The organism is Nonomuraea soli, assembly GCF_013761175.1.
Taxonomy (GTDB): Bacteria; Actinomycetota; Actinomycetes; order Streptosporangiales; family Streptosporangiaceae; genus Nonomuraea; species Nonomuraea soli.
On the sequence record NZ_JACDUR010000001.1, the window covers coordinates 373,690 to 391,589 of the forward strand.

At 70.6% G+C, this 17,900-nt stretch carries 19 protein-coding genes; 10 read left to right on the forward strand and 9 right to left on the reverse strand.

What is annotated here, in order from left to right:
• Positions 1-18: 18 nt before the first annotated feature.
• Positions 19-498 carry a septum formation initiator gene (locus HNR30_RS01775; RefSeq protein WP_181607773.1) on the forward strand — a complete coding sequence of 160 codons (480 nt, stop codon included), beginning with the start codon at positions 19-21 and terminating at the stop codon, positions 496-498.
• A gap of 13 nt (positions 499-511) precedes the next feature.
• Here the strand turns inward: HNR30_RS01775 and HNR30_RS01780 are convergent, their stop codons facing one another.
• From HNR30_RS01780 to HNR30_RS01790, 3 genes are read right to left on the reverse strand one after another with little or no spacing between them, the layout of a single operon-like run.
• A complete protein-coding gene (locus HNR30_RS01780; RefSeq protein ID WP_181607775.1) occupies positions 512-2,419 on the reverse strand; it encodes a YfgM family protein in 1,908 nt (635 codons plus the stop codon).
• A 55-nt stretch (positions 2,420-2,474) separates the two neighbouring features.
• Positions 2,475-2,687, reverse strand: a complete 213-nt coding sequence (locus HNR30_RS01785) for a DUF2277 domain-containing protein (RefSeq protein WP_181607777.1) — start codon at positions 2,685-2,687, stop codon at positions 2,475-2,477.
• A gap of 29 nt (positions 2,688-2,716) precedes the next feature.
• Entirely contained in the window at positions 2,717-3,454 is a 738-nt protein-coding gene (locus HNR30_RS01790; RefSeq protein WP_181607780.1) for an IclR family transcriptional regulator, read from the reverse strand.
• A gap of 25 nt (positions 3,455-3,479) precedes the next feature.
• Here HNR30_RS01790 and HNR30_RS01795 point away from each other — a divergent pair, with 25 nt between their 5' ends.
• The 4 genes from HNR30_RS01795 to HNR30_RS48990 all read left to right on the forward strand — a co-directional run bounded on the left by HNR30_RS01795 (position 3,480) and on the right by HNR30_RS48990 (position 5,408).
• Positions 3,480-4,385 (forward strand): SPFH domain-containing protein, encoded by a 906-nt coding sequence (locus tag HNR30_RS01795; protein ID WP_181607782.1) that lies wholly within the window; start codon positions 3,480-3,482, stop codon positions 4,383-4,385.
• Positions 4,386-4,427: 42 nt separating this feature from the next.
• A complete protein-coding gene (locus HNR30_RS01800; protein WP_181607784.1) occupies positions 4,428-4,769 on the forward strand; it encodes a hypothetical protein in 342 nt (113 codons plus the stop codon).
• A 79-nt stretch (positions 4,770-4,848) separates the two neighbouring features.
• Complete coding sequence (locus HNR30_RS01805) at positions 4,849-5,172, forward strand: TraR/DksA family transcriptional regulator (RefSeq protein ID WP_181607786.1); 324 nt, start codon at positions 4,849-4,851, stop codon at positions 5,170-5,172.
• Positions 5,173-5,285: 113 nt separating this feature from the next.
• On the forward strand, positions 5,286-5,408 hold the full coding sequence (locus HNR30_RS48990; RefSeq protein WP_281389441.1) for a hypothetical protein: 123 nt from the start codon (positions 5,286-5,288) through the stop codon (positions 5,406-5,408).
• A 1-nt stretch (position 5,409) separates the two neighbouring features.
• Here the strand turns inward: HNR30_RS48990 and HNR30_RS01810 are convergent, their stop codons facing one another.
• The 6 genes from HNR30_RS01810 to aceB all read right to left on the reverse strand — a co-directional run bounded on the left by HNR30_RS01810 (position 5,410) and on the right by aceB (position 12,363).
• Positions 5,410-5,742 (reverse strand): helix-turn-helix domain-containing protein, encoded by a 333-nt coding sequence (locus tag HNR30_RS01810; protein WP_181607788.1) that lies wholly within the window; start codon positions 5,740-5,742, stop codon positions 5,410-5,412.
• Between the two features lie 400 nt (positions 5,743-6,142).
• A complete protein-coding gene (locus HNR30_RS01815) occupies positions 6,143-6,898 on the reverse strand; it encodes an IclR family transcriptional regulator (RefSeq protein WP_181607790.1) in 756 nt (251 codons plus the stop codon).
• Positions 6,895-8,115 carry a (Fe-S)-binding protein gene (locus HNR30_RS01820; RefSeq protein WP_181607793.1) on the reverse strand — a complete coding sequence of 407 codons (1,221 nt, stop codon included), beginning with the start codon at positions 8,113-8,115 and terminating at the stop codon, positions 6,895-6,897. The genes HNR30_RS01815 and HNR30_RS01820 overlap by 4 nt, the downstream gene beginning before the upstream one ends.
• The gene (locus HNR30_RS01825) at positions 8,115-9,350 is read right to left on the reverse strand and encodes an FAD-binding oxidoreductase (RefSeq protein ID WP_312894183.1); all 1,236 of its coding nucleotides are present in this window, start codon (positions 9,348-9,350) and stop codon (positions 8,115-8,117) included. The genes HNR30_RS01820 and HNR30_RS01825 overlap by 1 nt, the downstream gene beginning before the upstream one ends.
• Before the next feature lie 11 nt (positions 9,351-9,361).
• The gene (locus tag HNR30_RS01830) at positions 9,362-10,789 is read right to left on the reverse strand and encodes an FAD-binding oxidoreductase (protein ID WP_181607798.1); all 1,428 of its coding nucleotides are present in this window, start codon (positions 10,787-10,789) and stop codon (positions 9,362-9,364) included.
• A complete protein-coding gene (gene aceB, locus HNR30_RS01835) occupies positions 10,786-12,363 on the reverse strand; it encodes a malate synthase A (protein ID WP_181607800.1) in 1,578 nt (525 codons plus the stop codon). Before aceB ends, HNR30_RS01830 begins: the two co-directional genes overlap by 4 nt.
• Before the next feature lie 138 nt (positions 12,364-12,501).
• On the opposite strand from aceB, the gene HNR30_RS01840 reads away from it, so the two are divergent.
• From HNR30_RS01840 to HNR30_RS01860, 5 genes are all read left to right on the forward strand, one after another.
• Positions 12,502-13,185 (forward strand): DUF4097 family beta strand repeat-containing protein, encoded by a 684-nt coding sequence (locus tag HNR30_RS01840; RefSeq protein ID WP_181607802.1) that lies wholly within the window; start codon positions 12,502-12,504, stop codon positions 13,183-13,185.
• Positions 13,186-13,270: 85 nt separating this feature from the next.
• Entirely contained in the window at positions 13,271-14,659 is a 1,389-nt protein-coding gene (gene hflX / locus HNR30_RS01845; RefSeq protein ID WP_246377083.1) for a GTPase HflX, read from the forward strand.
• A 345-nt stretch (positions 14,660-15,004) separates the two neighbouring features.
• Positions 15,005-16,213: an amidohydrolase family protein gene (locus HNR30_RS01850; protein WP_181607816.1), complete on the forward strand. Its 1,209-nt coding sequence runs from the start codon at positions 15,005-15,007 to the stop codon at positions 16,211-16,213.
• Between the two features lie 9 nt (positions 16,214-16,222).
• The gene (locus tag HNR30_RS01855) at positions 16,223-17,020 is read left to right on the forward strand and encodes a DegV family protein (protein WP_181607819.1); all 798 of its coding nucleotides are present in this window, start codon (positions 16,223-16,225) and stop codon (positions 17,018-17,020) included.
• An 85-nt stretch (positions 17,021-17,105) separates the two neighbouring features.
• Positions 17,106-17,810, forward strand: coding sequence for a ComEA family DNA-binding protein (locus tag HNR30_RS01860; protein WP_312894184.1), 705 nt, complete (start codon positions 17,106-17,108; stop codon positions 17,808-17,810).
• Positions 17,811-17,900 lie beyond the last annotated feature (90 nt).

Genomic DNA, 17,900 nt, shown 5'->3' on the forward strand with positions numbered 1-17,900 from the left:
TGGGGGAAGGTGGTGGACATGACACGGCTCGTTCTGGCCTGGGTGGCCACCGCGCTGGCCGCCATCGCGGCGGGAGTGGCGGTGCTCGGGCTGCTCGGAGGGTCGTCGCTGGCCGGCGGCGGAGGCAAGGTGCTCGACCGCGACGAGGTCAGGGACGCCCTGGCCGCCGCCACCACCTCCCCGACGCCGTCAGCGGCCCCGTCCTCTTCCGCGGCTTCCTCTTCCGCCGCTCCCTCTTCCGGGGCCCCGTCCGCCGTGCCCTCGGGTTCGCCCTCGTCGCAGGCCTCCGTGCTCACCACGGCGGGCGGCACGATCGTCGCCTCCTGCTCCGCCGGGCAGGTGACCCTCAGGAGCTGGAGCCCCGCCCAGGGCTACTCCATCGACGACGCCGACCCGGGACCCGCCCCCACCGTGAAGGTGGAGTTCGAGCCGGAGGACGGCGACGAGCTCGAAGTGCGCGTCGGCTGCGCGGGCGAGCGCCCCGTCGTCCTCCCGTGAACCACGGCCCGCCTCAGGCCTCGGCGCTCAACGCCGACTTGGTCAGCTCCGCCTGCCGCCGGATCTGCCCCATCACCACCGGGTTGAGATTCCTGTCCTCGAACACGCTCACCATACGATCCATCACCGCGTAGGCCTGATCGAGATCGCCCTGCCTGGCCTCGGCCCTGGCCAGGCGGCGCATCACCAGGTTGAGCGTGATGTTGTCGACCGACGCCTGCCTGGCCACCACGCTGAGCTGCTCGATGCCCTCCTTGGGGTCCGGCGGGCGCACCTGCACACGGCCGTCGCGGATGCGCTTGAACTCGCGCTCCGCGTTGAGCCCCTTCACCATGCGCGCGTAGACGGCCAGCGGGTGGCCGCCGTGCCGGTCGATGACCTCCTCCAGCGCCTCGTTGCCCGAGCGCAGCGTGGGGGAGTCGGAGCCGAGCAGCGAGAACAGCTTGCCCTGGTCCTCGCCCAGCATCAGCTCCGCCACCTGGTGGTCGGCGGTGGTCACCGGATAGCGCACCTTGATCGTCAGCACGGGTGAGACGATGCGTGAGCCGTCGGCGGCGATGTACTGCGCCCTGACGCGATACTCGCCCGGCTGCTGGAAGTAGTGGCCCTCGCGTCCGTGCCCGATGTAGGCGCTGCGATACATGGCCGGGTTGTTCTCGTCGAGCCGGATCTCCAGCGAATGGTCCACGCAGTGGCGCATCATCGGCCGGTACAACACCGTGCGCCCGCTCGGCTGGGTGATCGACACCTGCGTGAACTCGGTGTCGGGATGCAGATGGCTGTGCGTGGTGCGCGCCTCGCCCGTCGACGACAACTTCAGCTCGACCACCACCGGCTCGCCCAGGCCGAACCACTCCTTGGCCCGCACCTCCAGCGCCAGGCCGGTGCGGTCCTCGACCGGCGGCTCGAACGGGGCGATCTCGGCCGCGCCCAGCCCGAACGCGTTCGCGCCCATCGCCACGTCGCGGAAGAAACCGTGACGCAGGTGGATGAGCTCGGCGTCGGTGAACTGGAAGGGGAAGGCCGCCCAGTAGCCCGCCTCGCCGCCCGGGCGGTAGTGCTGCACGTAGTTCATCCACGACAGGTCGCCGAACCCGCCGTCGGGGCCGAGCGGCTGCGGCGGCGTGGCCAGGTTCTTCTGCCAGGAGTGCAGCAGGTTGAAGGCGTGGCCGAGCTCGTGCACGTAGGTGCGCAGCTGGGCGCGCTGCGCCTGCGGGCTGTCGCCCTTGATCGCGTCGTAGAAGACCGCCGCGCCCTGGCGCTGGCAGCCGTCGTTGTAGTCGAACATGATGCCGCGGTAGCCGCCCACGTGCTTGCTGGCCACCAGCAGCCACACCCGCCACGCGGCCGCGTCGCCGTACTGACTGAACTGCTGGGTCATCGCGTGGTGCAGCTCCGCGTCGTCCCACGCCAGGTCGCGGCCCGAGCCGTCGGTCGGGACCACGCCGGGCTCGGCGACCCTCAGCTCGACACCCGCGTCGGCCCACGCCTCGCGCACGCCGATCACCCGCGGCTCCACCTGCGGGCCCGGCAGCGACCCCGTGTTGTACTCGACGAACGGGACCGTGCCCACCACCGAGTCCTGCTCCAGCAGCACGCTGCGGAAGAACGCGCTCGCGAACGGCAGCTCGTAACGGCGGCCGTCGATCTCCGCCGCTGCCACACCCTGTTCGATCGTGACCGTGACCTGCTTGGAGGTGACGGCCTGGGTGAAGGCGCCCTGGCCCTCGACCCGCGTGCTCGCGCCCTCGACCGTGATGGTCGGCGCGTGCACGACGAACGAGCCGATGTAGGAGGTCGTCGCCCCCGCCACGGTGAACAGGTCACCGCTGAGCCGTCCGGTCGGTCTCGTTCCGTCGACGTCGACACGGAGGTCGACCTGAGAGTCTCCGTCCTGGCCGCGATAAAGCCCGCTGATCATGGCGCTCCCCTCCTGATCCACTCAGTGGGGACGCTTCACCGCCGGGAGCGAGCTGTCAACGGCTTCCGCGGACTTCGAGGGCGGACAACAAATCCTCCGACACCCGGGTGATCTCCTCGACCGCCCGGTCGAACGCCTCGGCGTTGTGCTTGGCGGGCGCGCGGAAACCCGAGATCTTGCGGACGAACTGCAGCGCCGCCGCGCGCACGTCGTCCTCGGTGACGTCTTCTGTGAACGGCGGGCGCAGGGTCTTGATGCTTCGGCACATGCCACCCACGGTAGCCGCCGCCACCGACATCACCGGAAGAAGCCGATGCGCTGGCTGATCTCCGCGGCCCCCTCGGCCAGCAGCCCGGCCACCTCGGGCAGACGCTCCGGCGTGAGCCGGTACGAAGGCCCCGAGGCGCTCACCGCGGCGATCACCGAGCCGTCGGCGCCTCGGATCGGGGCGGCGACCGCGTTGAGACCCACCTCCAGCTCCTCCGTCGTCGCCGCCCAGCCGTCCCGCCTGACCGCGTCGAGCCCCAGCAGCTCAGGATCGGTGATCGTCCGGCCGGTGAAGCGTTCCAGCCGCGCCGGCAGAGGCAGCGCCCCGAACGCCAGCAGGACCTTGCCGCTGGAGGTGGCGTGCGCTGGGGTGCGCTGGCCCACCCAGTTGTGCCCGCTGATCGCCGACGGGCCCCTGACCTGGGTGATGTTGACCGCGAAACCGTCCTGCGCCACCGCGATGTTGACCGTCTCGCCGACCTCCTCGGCCAGGCGGCGGCACACCTCCCGGCTCTCCCGCGACAGATCGAGCTGCGCCGTGGCCGCGCCCGCGAGCCGTACCACCCCGAAACCCAGGCGATAACGGCCGCGCTCGCCGCTCTGCTCCACCAGCCCGCCCTGCTCCAGGGCGCCGAGCAGGCGGAACGCCGTGGACTTGTGCACCTCGAGCGCGGCGGCCAGGTCGGTCACCCGCGTGGCGCCGTCGCGGGCCAGGATCTCCAGGATCGCGATGGCCCGATCAACTGACTGAACTGAGCCGTTGCTCATAGCGCAACAGATTAATATCCCCGTCATGGCAAAACGGTCCGTTTTATGGAAGGCCCTCTGGCTCGCCCTCGTCGCCGTCGTGGTGCTGGGTTTCGCGGCCACCGGCTGCTCGCGCGTGAGCACCGAGACCGACGAGGTCGTGCTGCACTACGCGGGCGGGCCGTTCGAGGCGATCGCCTTCGAGAAGTGCATCAACCCGTCGAGCGGCCTGACCGTGCTGGGTCCGGGAGACACCGGCTACTCCTACCCCTTCGGGCAGCGCTCCTTCGACTTCTCCGGAGTGGAAGGCGCCGAATCGGGAGCCATCTCGGTCGTGTCACGCGACAACGTCCAGATGACCGTCGCCGGATCGGCCACCTTCACGCTCAACACCGAGTGCAAGGTGCTGCGGCAGTTCCACGAGCGCATCGGGCGCAAATACGGCGCCTACTTCGAGGACGGCCAGTCCGAGGGGTGGACGAAGATGCTCAACTTCTACTTCAAGCAGCCTCTGGACCGGGCGATGGACGCCGCGTCCCAGGAGTTCGAATGGAAGAAGCTCTTCAACGACCCCCAGGTCAAGCAGCAGTGGGAGCTTCGGGTGGGGCAGCTCGCCCGCGAATACATCAGGGAGGCGGCGGGGGCCGAGTACTTCTGCCAGCCGCTGTACGCGGGCACAGGCGACTGCGGTGACGTCGTGCTCACCATCCAGAAGCCGCAGCCGCCGGACTCCCTCATCGAGGCCCTCGCCGCGGAACAGGCGGCCAAGCAGCAGAACCTCGCCCAGCAGCAGATCAACGCGAAGGTGAAGACGGAGCTCGAGTCGATCAAGGACCTGGTCGCGGTGCTCGGGCCGAACGGGGCGATCCTGTGGAAGGCCATCCAGGACGGGAAGGTCGACGTGATCCCCGTACCGCAGAACGGGGCCATCAACATCACGCCCCGGCAGTGATACCCGGTTGCGTTGACGTTTTCGCAGGCTAGGGTCGTTGGGATGAAGGGCTCGTGGTGGACGCCGCGCATGCTCATCGCCGTCATCGCGGCGGTGAGCCTGGTGGCGTTCGCCCAGTCCGGCGGCGCCGGCACACTCCGGCAGGCGCAGGAGGCCGTCCACGTCCAGGCCTCCGAGAGCTGGGCGGCACCCGCCACGACTCCTCCCGTCGCCGCGCGTGAGCACCTCGGCGCCGGCTGGCACCTCACGCGCCCGCTGACACGACAGCCGGCGCCGCAGCCTCCGAGCCCGCCGCGGGCCTCCTGGCCCGACTCCGGCGAGTTCCGCGACCCGCAGCAGTCCTCGTACCTGACGGCAGGGCCCCGCAGTCCACCGATGAGCTAGGCGTTCCACCTCACCCCATCGCCGGCCGCCGCCCCCGGCGGCTCTCTTCGGCGCGCCCATCATCACGAAGGACTTCAGCATGCCCAAGCTCGGCAGTGTCCAGATCCAAACCCTCCGGGAGGCCCTGGAGGAGCAGCTCCGCTGGCGAATCGCGCAACTCGCCGAACTCAAGGTGACCGTCGCCGGCATCTCCGCCGAGGAGCCGACGTGGCAGGACGCGATGTCGTCCATCGCCGCCGCCGACCAGGCCATCGCCCAGACCGAGGAGAGCCTCGACCGGCTGGCCGCAGGGACGTACGGCACCTGCCACGACTGCGAGGCGGACATCGCCTTCGAACGGCTCAAGGTGCGGCCGCTGGCGCGGTTCTGCATGGACTGCCAGCGGCGCCGCGAACGCTGGTGACCCTCGCGCATGGGGCGGCGGTGCGCAGGCTTGTGGCACCGCCGCCCCGTGCGCCACCATCTGGCTGGGAGCTCGCTGTCGCCGGTTTCCGCCCTGGCCGAGGAGTGATGCCCATGACCGCAGACCGTCACCGTCCCGGCTACGTCCGGCGCCGGATCGGCAGGGCGCTGCTGGCCTACGCGGTGGCGCTCGCGGTGGGCGCCGCCGTCGTGGCGGCGTGGTGGCTCAGCCGGTGAGTCAGGCGACCCTCCACGTGCGGTCACCGAGCGTGGCCACCACGTCCACCGTGCCGCCCAGCGCGGCGACGTAGGCCCGGACCACCTCGATCCCGGACACCTCGCCGCTTTCAATGCGGGAGACCCGGGCCTGACTCACTCCGAGGGCCTCGGCCAGCTCGGCCTGGGTCACGCCCATCGCTCTGCGCATCTCGCTGAGCTGGTAGCCGCGCTGGTAGGCCTCACGCCGGGCCTTCGCCGTGGCCTGGCCCTCCTCGCGGTCATCATCGCCGCGAGGGTCGAGCGCTCGCGCCCTCGCCTTGACCTCGCTCCACTTGGCGAACTCGGTGCTCATCTGCCCTCCTGTCCCTTCAAGGTGATGAGGTGCTCGGTGAAACGCTTGTCGGCTAGTGGGATGGCGTCGTCATACCAACGGTGCCAGTTTCCCGCTGCTAGGAAGATGGCTTCTCGAAGCGGGTTGAACGCGAACATGATCCTGATCTCTGTCGTCGATCCACCAGTGGACGCCGGGTCCTCCTCGGCCAGTTGATCGAGGCGTCGCGCATGAGATCCACGGTGGCCGGATCGCTCACGTAGACCGTCAGATACCACTCAGCCGCTTGCGGGGCAGGCTGATTGCCCAGCTCATCCTGAAAATCCACTCGAACGGACGTCAGCTGCCAGAGGTCGCCCGCTGTCGCAGGACCGGGGGCGGGCGGGTGGGCGGGCGGGGGGCGGGAAGGCGGGGGAAGCGGTCAAACTCGAGGTGCGAGCTCAGCGCCGAAGGCGAGGGCGATCTTCCGCATCCCCTCCGACAGCTCCTCCCGGTCCAGTGCGTCGATCCGCTCCGCCGGCCCCGACACCGACATCGCCGCCACCACCCGAGCCCCGTCGTGCACCGGCACCGCGAGGCAGTGCACCCCCAGCTCCTCCTCGCCCAGGTCGAGCGCGTACCCCTGGACCTTCACCCGGTCGAGTTCCGCGAGCATCGCCGCAGGGGTGGTGATCGTGTTGGCCGTCTTGCGCGGCATCCCCGTGCGTTCGAAGAGCGCGACCGCCTCGGAGGCGGCCCGGTCGGCGAGCAGGACCTTGCCCACGGCCGTGCTGTGCGGCAGCAGCCGCCGCCCCACTTCGGCGAACATGCGCAGCCGCCGCGGCGAGCTCGCCTGGGCGACGTAGACGATGAAGTCGCCCTCCAGCACCGCCAGGTTGGCCGTCTCGCCCGACAGTTCGACCATCCGCGCCAGGTAAGGCTGCGCCCACACGCCGACCATGCGTTCGGCGACGCCGCCGAGCCGTACGAGACCGCCGCCGAGCGCGTAGCGTTTGTCCGATTCCTGGCGCACGTATCCCCGGCTGAGCAGGGTTCTGAGCAGCCGGTGGATGGTCCCGTACGGCAGGCGCGTGCGTGCGGCGATCTCCGACAGCCCTGCCTCGCCCCCGTGGGAGGCGAGGGCTTCGAGCACGTCGAAGGCGCGTTCGACGCTCTGCACCGTGCCGTTGTCGCTCATGGCGATACCCCCCGGAGTGAAGCGTCCAGCACCTCGGCGGTGTGCGCGACCCTGATGGCCGAGCCGCGGCGGCGCATGGCGGCGGCGATCTGCATGGTGCAGCCGGGGTTGGCCGAGACGAGCAGGTCGGCGTCGAGGCCTGACACGGCGCGGGCCTTGCGGTCGCCGAGGTCGCGCGCGGCCTGGGGCTGGAAGATGTTGTAGGTGCCCGCCGAGCCGCAGCACAGGTCGGATTCGGGGATCTCCTTGAGCACCAGTCCGGGGATGTCGCGCAGGAGGTCGCGGGGCTGGCGGCGGATGCCTTGGGCGTGGGCGAGGTGGCAGGCGTCGTGGTAGGCGACGGTGAGGGGTACGGCGTTGCGCTGGGCGGCGGGGCCGAGTTCGGCGAGCCATTCGGCGAGGTCGACGACGCGCAGGGCGCGGGCTCGCGCGGCCCAGGGGGTGCCTTCGAGCAGGTCGGCGTACTCCTTCATGGAGGAGCCGCATCCGGCGGCGTTGACGACGATGACGGAGACGCCGGCGCGTTCGAACACGCGGATGGTGCGTTTGGCCAGCCGTCTGGCCTGGTCGGATCGTCCGGAGTGCACCGACAGCGCGCCGCAGCAGCCCTGGCTCGGGGGGATGACGACGTCGCAGCCTTCGAGGGAGAGCACGCGGGCGGTGGCGGCGTTCACCTGGGGGAAGAACTCGCGCTGCACGCATCCGAGCAGCATGCCCACCACGGCTCTGCGCGGTCCGCGTGCCCGCACGAACCGGGGCATGCGCTGCCGTACCTCGACGTGTGGTGCGAGGGCGGCCATGGCGCCGAGGCTCGGGTGCACCCGCTCCAGGAAGCCCTGCAGCGCGCCGGTCAGCCGCATCGGCCATCGCAGGAGCCGCAGCCTGCGCGGGTAGGGGAAGAGGCTGAACACCAGGCCGCGGACGGCGCGGTCCTGGGGGTCGCGTTCGTGTTCGCGTTCGACGGTGGCGCGGGTCTGCTCGATCAGCTTGTCGTATCGCACGCCTGAGGGGCAGGCGGTGACGCAGGCCATGCAGCCGAGGCACGCGTCGAAGTGCCCGGCCATCGCGGGGGTGATCGGGGTGCCCTCGACGTGCTGGGACATGAGGTGGATGCGTCCGCGCGGCGAGTCCATCTCCTCGCCCCACAGGGCGTAGGTCGGGCAGGACGGCAGGCAGAAGCCGCAGTGCACGCAGTCGTTGATCAGGTGGGGGTCCATCACACGCCTCCGGGAAGCCGGCCAGGAGCCAGGAGCCCGCCGGGGTCGAACCGCTCTTTGACGCGCCGCATGAGCTGGAGGGCGCCGACGCGTCCCCATCGCTCGACCCTGCGCGCGGCTTCGTGCGGGGCGGCCAGGAGCACGATCCGCCCTTCGTCGTCGTCGAAGCCGGCGCGGAGCGTGGTGACGAACGCGGCGACGGCGGCCGGGCCGGTGTCGGGTGGCAGGGCGATGCGCGCCACCAGGTGGTCGCCGAGCCACATCCGGGTGGCGGCGGGCACGCCGGCGTCGTCGCGCGCGCCGAGGACCGCCACGGCCAGCGCCTGCACCCGGCTGAGCGGCGCCCGCGCCTCGATCAGCACCTCGTCGCCGGGAAGCCGCGCCCACGTCGCGGGGGGAGCGTCGGCCACATCCGTCAGGCCGAGATCTTGTACGGCACGCGCCCGTCCTTCGGCGGCGCCGCCCTCGAACAGGGCGGACACGGTCATCTCGGAGGCGCCGGACGGCCAGTCGAGCTCGATGGCGCTGGGTTCGGCGTGGCTGGTGACGAGGGTGTGCAGGAGCCGGTCGAGGTCGCCAGGCAGCCAGATCGTCGAGCCGGTGTCGTCGCGGTCCTCGCGTGCCGCCGGGACCCGCCCTGAGGCCCAGAAGCGCTTGCTGGGCAGCGGGTGGAGGCGGAAGGTGGCTTCGGCGATCACGCCGAGAGTGCCGTAGGAGCCGGTGAGGAGCTTGCCCAGGTCGTAGCCGGCGACGTTCTTGACGACCTTGCCTCCTGAGCGGGCGACGGTGCCGTCGGCCAGGACGACGGTGACGCCGATGAGCAGGTCGCGCGCCGTGCCGTACCTCAGGGAGCGCGGTCCGGCCAGCGCGGTGGCGAGCGTGCCGCCGACGGTGGCGCCTTCGAGCGGCGTGTCGAGCGCGAGCTCCTGGCCCTTGCCCGCCAGGACGGCGGCGAGCGCGTCCATGGTCACCCCGGCCTCGACCCGGACGACGAGGTCGCCCGCGGCGTGTTCGAGCACCTGGTTCATGCAGCACAGGTCGAGCAGCACGTCGCAGCGGTCGGGCCGGCGTGCCCAGTGCAGCTTGGTGCCGCCGCCGACGGGCACGACGGCCAGGCCGCGCTCGGTGCAGACGCGCAGCACCTCGGAGATCTCCTCGACCGACTCGGGCAGGACGACCCATCGGGGGCGGACCCCGGCCACGTCGTCGTCGGGGCCCGCGTCGCGCACGCTCACCGCGCCGAACATCAGAACTGTTCCGCCTTCCCCGCCTCGACCAGCGGATGCGGGCCCTTGCGCACGCCGGGTACCTCGCCGCACAGGCGCGGCGTCGGGAAGACCTTGCCGGGGTTGGCGAGCCCCTTCGGGTCGAAGGCGCATCGCACGAGCTGCATGGTGTCGAGGTCGGTGTCGGAGAACATCTTCGGCATGTAGCGGGCCTTGTCGACGCCGACGCCGTGCTCGCCGGTGATCGAGCCGCCGTGTTCGATGCACAGGTCGAGGATCGCCCCCGAGACGGTCTCGGCTCGCTCGCCCGCGCCGGGTTCCGCGTCGTCGAAGAGCACCAGCGGGTGCAGGTTGCCGTCGCCGGCGTGGAAGACGTTGGCGACGCGGATGCCGTGCTCGGCGGAGAGCCGGTCGATGCCGGCCAGGACCTGCGGCAGCGAGGTGCGCGGGACGACGCCGTCCTGGACGATGTAGGCGGGGCTGATGCGGCCGACCGCGGCGAACGCCGACTTGCGTCCCTTCCAGATCGCCGCGCGCTCGGCGGCGTCGGCGGCGACGCGCAGCTCGAACGCGTCGGCGCAGATCTCCCGGAGCTGGGCGAACTGCAGGTCCACCTCGGGGGCGGGGCCGTCGAGCTCGACGATCAGCACGGCTCCCGCGTTCTCCGGGTAACGGCAGGCGACCGCGGCCTCCGCGGCCTCGATGGCGAGCGCGTCCATCATCTCGATCGCGGCGGGCACGATCCCGGCGGCGATGATCGCCGAGACCGCCCGGCCGCCTTCCGCGATGTCCCGGTAGGCGGCCAGGACCGTGATCACGCTCTCGGGCGTACGGCTCAGCCGTACCGTGATCTTGGTGGCGATGCCGAGCGTGCCCTCGGAGCCGATGAAGGCCCCGAGCAGGTCGTAACCCGCATCCATGCGGTCAAGCATGACGATGTCGCCATCAGGGGTGACGATCTCGCAGGCCAGGATGTGGTTGACGGTGAAGCCGTACTTCAGGCAGTGGGCGCCGCCGGAGTTCTCGGCCACGTTGCCGCCGATGGAGCAGATCTGCTGGCTGGAGGGGTCGGGAGCGTAGTAGAAGCCCTGCTCCCTGACCGCCTCGGTGATCGCCAGGTTGGTGACGCCCGGCTCGACCACGGCGCGGCGGTTGTCGAGGTCGATCTCCAGGACGCGCCGCATCCTGGAGGTGACGATCAGGACGCCGTCGCTGCGGGGGAGCGCCCCGCCCGACAGGCCCGTGCCCGAGCCGCGCGCCACGAACGGCGTGCCGTACTCGTTGCAGAGCCGCACGATCGCGGCGATCTGCTCGGCGGACTCGGGCAGCACCACCACGCCCGGTGTGGCGCGGTGGTAGGTCAGGCCGTCGCACTCGTAGGTGCGCAGGCGCACCGGGTCGGTGATGACCTCACCGACGTTCTCGAGCCGGGCGATGAGCCGTTTCATGGCATGCGAGCATAAGCCGGAAGTGTCAAGAATTCCGCAAAGTCGTCGTCGAGGGCGACCTCCTTGAACAACGCCTCCGCCTGGCCGTACAGCTCCTTGTCGTAGCCCGGCTCCTCGGCGATCTTGGCCAGTTCCTCGCCGATGATCTGCTCGACCAGTTCCTTGGTGACGACCTGCTTGGTGTCGTCGAGCTCGATGCCGTTGTGGATCCACTGCCAGATCTGCGAGCGGGAGATCTCGGCGGTGGCGGCGTCCTCCATCAGGTTGTGGATGGCGACCGCGCCGAGCCCGCCCATCCAGGCGGCCAGGTAGCGCAGCGCGACGTCGACGTTGGCGCGCAGGCCCGTCTCGGTGATCTGGCCCGGCGTGGCCGAGACGTTCAGCAGGTCGGCGGCGGTGACGTCCACGTCCTCGCGCAGCCTGTCGAGCTGGTTCGGCCTGCTTCCGAGCACGCCGTCGAAGACCTCGCGGCAGATCGGCACCAGATCCGGGTGGGCCACCCAGGAGCCGTCGAACCCGTCGCCGGACTCGCGGGTCTTGTCGTTGCGCACCTTGTCGAGGGCGATGGCGTTGACCTCGGCGTCGCGGCGCGAGGGGATGAACGCGGCCATGCCGCCGATGGCGTGCGCGCCGCGCTTGTGACAGGTGCGCACCAGCAGCTCGGTGTAGGCGCGCATGAACGGCGCGGTCATGGTGACGGCGTTGCGCTCGGGCAGCAGGAACTCGCGGCCGCGGGTGCGGAACTTCTTGATCACGCTGAACAGGTAGTCCCAGCGGCCGGCGTTGAGGCCCGCGGAGTGCTCGCGCAGCTCGTAGAGGATCTCCTCCATCTCGAACGCGGCCGGGTAGGTCTCGATGAGCACGGTGGCGCGGATGGTGCCGCGCGCGATGCCGAGCAGGTCCTGCGCCTTGTTGAACACGTCGTTCCAGAGGCGTGCCTCCAGGTGCGACTCCATCTTCGGCAGGTAGAAGTACGGCCCGCCGCCCTTGGCGATCTGGCGCGCGGCGCAGTGGAAGAAGTAGAGGCCGAAGTCGAACAGGCTGGCACTCGTGGGCTGACCGTCGACGATCGCGTGCTTCTCCTCCAGGTGCCAGCCGCGCGGCCGCACCACGATCGTGGCCAGCTCGGCGTCCGGCTTGAGCGCGTAGGCCTTGCCGCCGGTCTCGAAGTCGATGGTCCTGTCGAGCGCCTCACGCAGGTTGAGCTGGCCGAGCACGCAGTTGTCCCAGAGCGGCGAGTTGGCGTCCTCGAAGTCGGCCAGCCACACCTTCGCGCCCGAGTTGAGCGCGTTGATGGTCATCTTGCGGTCGACCGGCCCGGTGATCTCCACCCGGCGGTCCTCCAGGCCGGGCGCGGGCGGCGCGACCTTCCAGTCGCCGTCGCGGATGCCGGCGGTCTCGGGCAGGAACCCGAGCGTGCCCCCGGCCGACAGCTCCTCCTGGCGTGCCTGGCGGGCGGCGAGCAGCTCCAGGCGGCGCGCGTTGAATTCGCGCTGCAGCGTCTCCACGAAGCCCATGGCCTCGGGGGTGAGCACCTCGTCGAACCTGTCGTGCATCGGGCCGGTGATCTCCATGGTTTTCCGCCTTGTGGAAAGCTGATTCTGGATGATGGAAGCGAACCTATCTAAGGTGATCCCAAGGGTCAAAGGCAGGGTTGCCTCAGGGACCTACCCCGATGCCCGTACGGCACCGCGCGCGGGAGCATCTGAGGCATGAAGAAGATGGCTATCGCGGGGGCGCTGGCGACCGCCGCCCTGCTGACCGGTTGCGGCGTCGTCGGCGGTCCCACGCAGCAGGAGGAGATCTCCTACGACGTGGCCGACAAGGTCACCAAGCTGGTGCTCGACAGCGAGTCGGGCGACATCGTGGTCAACGAGAGCGACCGGGCGGGCATCAGGGTCGTCGAGACGCGCCACTGGAACAACGACAAGCCCAACGCCCAGCACAAGGTCAACGGCGACACCCTGGACGTCTCCTACGACTGCCCCGACGTCTTCGTCAACAACTGCTCGGTCGACTACCGGGTCGAGGTTCCCAAGGGCCTGGAGCTGACGCTGGAGACCGGCTCGGGCGACCTGACGTTGCGGACGCTGTCGGGTGTGGTGCGGGCCAAGAGCGGTTCGGGCAACATCTCGGCCAGCGGCCTGGTGGGCAAGCAGTTCCGCGCCGAGACCGGGTCCGGCGACGTCGAGCTCAAGTACGCCTCCACGCCCGACGAGATCAAGGTGGAGACCGGCTCGGGCAACGCCTCCGTGTGGGTGCCGCAGGGTCCCTACGACGTCCAGACCAAGACCGGCTCCGGCGAGACGGAGGTCGCCGTCACCGACGAGCCGGGCGCCTCGCGCAAGATCTCTCTTGAGACCGGTTCCGGCGATGTGAAAGTCCTGCTCGGATAAATCTGGTGAGTCTTGTCGGGCGTGCGTGGCACCATCGAGGGAAGACACCGGGATGTCCGGACGTTCCCTATAAGAGATGACAGGAATGCACGAAGAACTTCAGTTTGACCTCGAAGAGCGCCACGCCCTCCGACGTGTGGCCGGACTGTCCACGGAGCTCCAGGACGTCACCGAGGTCGAATACCGCCAGCTGCGTCTCGAGCGGGTGGTCCTGGTGGGCGTCTGGACCTCCGGCACCGCAGAAGACGCGGACAATTCCCTATTGGAGCTCAAACTCCTGGCAGAGACGGCCGGTTCGCAGGTTCTCGACGGGCTGATCCAGCGCCGTCAGAAGCCCGACCCGGCGACCTACATCGGCTCCGGCAAGGCGCTGGAGCTGAAGGACATCGTCGAGGCCACCGGAGCCGACACCGTGATCTGCGACGGTGAGCTCACCCCGGCACAGCTGCGCGAGCTCGAAGACGTGGTCAAGGTCAAGGTCATCGACCGCACCGCCCTCATCCTCGACATCTTCGCCCAGCACGCCAAGAGCCGCGAGGGCAAGGCCCAGGTCGAGCTCGCCCAGCTGCAGTACCTCCTGCCGCGCCTGCGCGGCTGGGGTGGCAACCTGTCGCGCCAGGTCGGTGGCCGTGCCGCCGGCGGCGTCGGCATCGGCGGCCGCGGCCCGGGTGAGACGAAGATCGAGCTCGACCGGCGCCGGATCAACGAGCGCATGGCCAAGCTGCGGCGCCAGATCAAGGGCATGTCGGTCGCGCGCGACACCATGCGGGCGCACCGCGCCTCGCGTGAGGTGCCCGCGGTCGCCATCGCGGGTTACACGAACGCGGGCAAGTCGTCGCTGCTCAACCGGGTGACGGGCGCGGGAGTGCTGGTGGAGGACGCCCTGTTCGCCACCCTTGACCCGACCGTGCGCAAGGCGCGCACGCCCGAGGGCCGGCTGTTCACGATCGCCGACACCGTCGGCTTCGTACGGCACCTGCCGCACCAGCTGGTCGAGGCGTTCCGCTCCACGCTGGAGGAGGTCGCCGACGCCGACCTGATCCTCCACGTGGTCGACGGCTCGCACCCCGATCCCGAGGGCCAGATCACGGCCGTGCGCGAGGTGTTCGCCGACATCGAGGGCGCGCTCGACGTGCCCGAGATCATCGTGATCAACAAGGCCGACGCGGCCACGGGCGACGTGGTCGACAGGCTCACCCGGCGGTTCGGGCACGACAGCATCGTCGTCTCGGCCCGGACGGGCGAGGGCATCGGGGCCCTGATGGACCTCATCGAGCAGCGGCTGCCCAGGCTCGACCACGAGGTCGAGCTGCTGGTGCCGTACGACCGCGGTGACCTGATCTCGCGGGCGCACAAGGAGGGCGAGGTCATCTCCGTCGAGCACACGCCCGAGGGGAGCGTCCTGCACGCCCACGTGCCGTCGAGCCTGCTGCATGAGCTCGGAAAAGTCGGCAAACCGGTCGAAAAGGTGTAATTCCGGATATTATTCGCGCCGTTAGTGAGGGTGCTAAGATTAGCCAAGCTTTCCCTCACTATGGCGCGGGTTTCGGATGTCGACTGCTGTGAGTCATGTCACCTGCGGGGGTCCCAGGGATGATTGGGCTTTCTTCCGAATAACCCTGTACAGCAGACGCGCCTGTGAAATAACGTAACTGAACTGAAATCGCCGGATCATGAGTCCGGCGATCGGTCACCGCACACTGTCGCGGGTGAGAGCAGGAGACCCCATGTCGTCCGGACCCGGAGCGGACTCAATGGGCGCGGCGCCCAGCCGTGCGCTCCTTTTCCGTACGCGTCCTTCGTACGGGCGGGTGATGCCGTGACAGTGAGGCTCCTGACCAACATCGGCCGGCTCTGGACCGGGCACGACACCCTGAGTAACGGCGCCATCCTGGTGCACAACGACCGGATCGCCTGGGTGGGACGCGCCGCGGACCTGCCGCAACACGTGCCCGGCGTCGTCGACGACATCGTCGACGTCGACCACGTCGAGAACCTCGGGGGCGCGCTCGTCACCCCCGGCCTGATCGACGCCCACACCCACCCCGTCTACGCCGGCAACCGTTACGCCGAACTGGCGATGATCTCCGGCGGCTCCACCCCCTCCGCGATCACCGCGGCGGGCGGCGGCGTGGGCTCCACCGTCACCGTGACCCGCGGCACCGACCCGTGGACCCTGTGCAACGGGGTGCGCGAGCGACTGCGCTCGTGGCTGCTGAGCGGCACCACCACGGTCGAGGCGAAGACCGGCTACCACCTCACGCGCGACGGCGAGCTCGCCGACGTGCGGCTCCTGCGTGAGCTGGAGAAGGAGCCGATGATGCCGCGCGTGCACGTCACCTTCCTGGCCGCGCACGTCCTGCCGCCCGAATACTTCGGCCGCCAGCGCGATTACGTCGAGGCCGTGGGCGCCTGGTGCGCCGACGCCGCCGCGGCGGGCGCCGACTCCGTCGACGTCTACTGCGACGAGGGCTACTTCTCTACCGAGGAGTCGCGCTGGGTCCTGGCCTCAGGGCGCAACGTCGGCCTGCTGCCGCGCATCCACGCCGGCGTCTACAGCCGCCGCGGCGCCGTCCAGCTGGCCGCCGAGCTCGGCTGCGCCTCGGCCGACCTGCTTCACTTCACCTCCGACGAGGACATCGCGATCATGTCCCGCTACGGCGTGCCGGCCGTCATCTGCCCGGCCACCGCCATGCAGCGGGGCAGCGTGCCGCCCGTCAAGCGCATGCTGAAGGCCGGCGTCACCGTCGCCCTCGGCAGCGACCACAACCCGGGCCACTGCGGCATCACCTCGATGCCCCTGGTCGTCTCGCTGGCCGTGGCGATGTTCGGCATGAGCGTCGGCGACGCCCTGCGCGCCGCCACGCTGGGCGGCGCGACCGTCCTCGGCGCCCCCGACCGCGGCATGCTCGCCCCCGGACGGCTCGCCGACATCGTGCAGTGGGACGCCGACCACGAGGGCGCCTTCGCCTGGTCCTACGGCCTCAAGCCGCGTCGTGTCTGGCGAGGCGGGACACCCGTTCAATAGTCTCGGCATATGCCGGTCGCCGTGGTCACGGACTCCACCGCCTACCTGCCTGCCACCGACGGGGTGACGGTCGTCCCGCTCCAGGTGATCGTCGACGGGGCCGAGGTGTCCGAACTCTCCTCTCCCGACCTCGCGCGCGCCACCACCTCCCGTCCCGCTCCCGCGCTGTTCGCCGACGTGTACTCCGGGCTCACGGGATTCGACGGCGTGGTGTCCGTGCACCTGTCGGGGGAGCTCTCCGGGACCGTGGAGGCCGCCTCCGCGGCGGCAGCGGCGGCGCCCGTGCCCGTCGAGGTGGTCGACAGCCGGTCCATCGCCATGGGACTCGGGTACCCGGTCCTGGCGGCCGCTCGTGCCGCCGCCTCCGGGGCGTCACTCAAGGCCGTCGCCGACGCGGCCCGCAGGTGCGCGGAGGTCACGCAGACGTTCTTCTACGTCGACACGCTCGAGTACCTCCGGCGGGGCGGCCGCATCGGCGCCGCGGCCTCGATGGTGGGGTCCGCGCTGATGATCAAACCGCTGCTGCACCTGGTCGACGGGCGGATCGAACTACTGGAGAAGGTGCGCACACCCTCCAGGGCGCTGGGACGCCTGGAGGAACTGGCCGTCAAGGCCGCCGGGGCGGCGCGCGTGGTCGAGGTGGCGGTTCAGCACCTGGCGGCCCCGGGGCGGGCGGAGGCGTTGTGCGAGCGGCTGCGGGGGCGGCTGCCCGGCGGGGCCCGGTTCACGGTCGTGGAACTGGGGGCCGTGGTGGGAGTGCACGCCGGGCCGGGGATGCTGGGAGTGACGGTTTCGCCGGGGGAGTGACGGTTTCGCCCGGGAAGTGAGGCCCCCGTCCACAGAACCGCGTTCGGCTCCGCCGGTGCCGCCCCGCCCTCCCTAGCCTCACCCCGTGCGCGCCTACGACCAGGAACGAACGGCGGCGGAGACCCGGCTCCGCTCGATCACCTCACCCCACGAGCCGCCCCGGCCACCGCGGTCCTTCCAGGCGTTCAGGGAGGCGGACACGGGCGCCCGTCCCGGGCCTTCAGCCGGGTCCCCTCTGCGGGCGCTGGTCGCCGTCGGCCTACTGGCGGTCCTCGTCGCCGCGTTCTTCGTGTGGCGGGCCCAGCCCGACGTCGAGCCCCTCGCGCCACTCACCCCCTCGCCGCCCGGCGCCACGACCGCGAAGGCCAGCGTCGGCCAGGTCATCGTCCACGTCGCGGGCAAGGTGCGCCGGCCGGGCGTCTACACGCTGGCCGCGGGCTCGCGCGTGGCCGACGCGGTCGAGGCGGCGGGCGGCGTACGGCAGGGGGCGGGCTCGGGGACGGTCTTGGGGTCCGTCAACCTGGCCCGGCGGGTGGTGGACGGGGAGCAGATCACCGTGGGCCTCGCCGCCACCGCCGCCGCCGGCGCGCAGGGTGATCCGCTCGTCAACCTCAACACGGCTTCCCCCGAGCAGCTGGAGCAGTTGCCAGGGGTGGGGGAGGTGCTCGCGCAGCGGATAGCGGCGTTCCGGGACTCGCACGGGGGGTTCCAGAGCGTTGAGCAGTTGCGGCAGGTCAGCGGGATCGGGCCTCGGAAGTTCGAGGAGATCAGGGACAAGGTGCAGCTCTGATGCCCGACGCGTCCGCCCCGTCCCAGACTCCTCGCCCTGTCCCGCCGCCTGCTGCGACCCCTCACCCTGCCCCACCGCATGTTGCGGCCT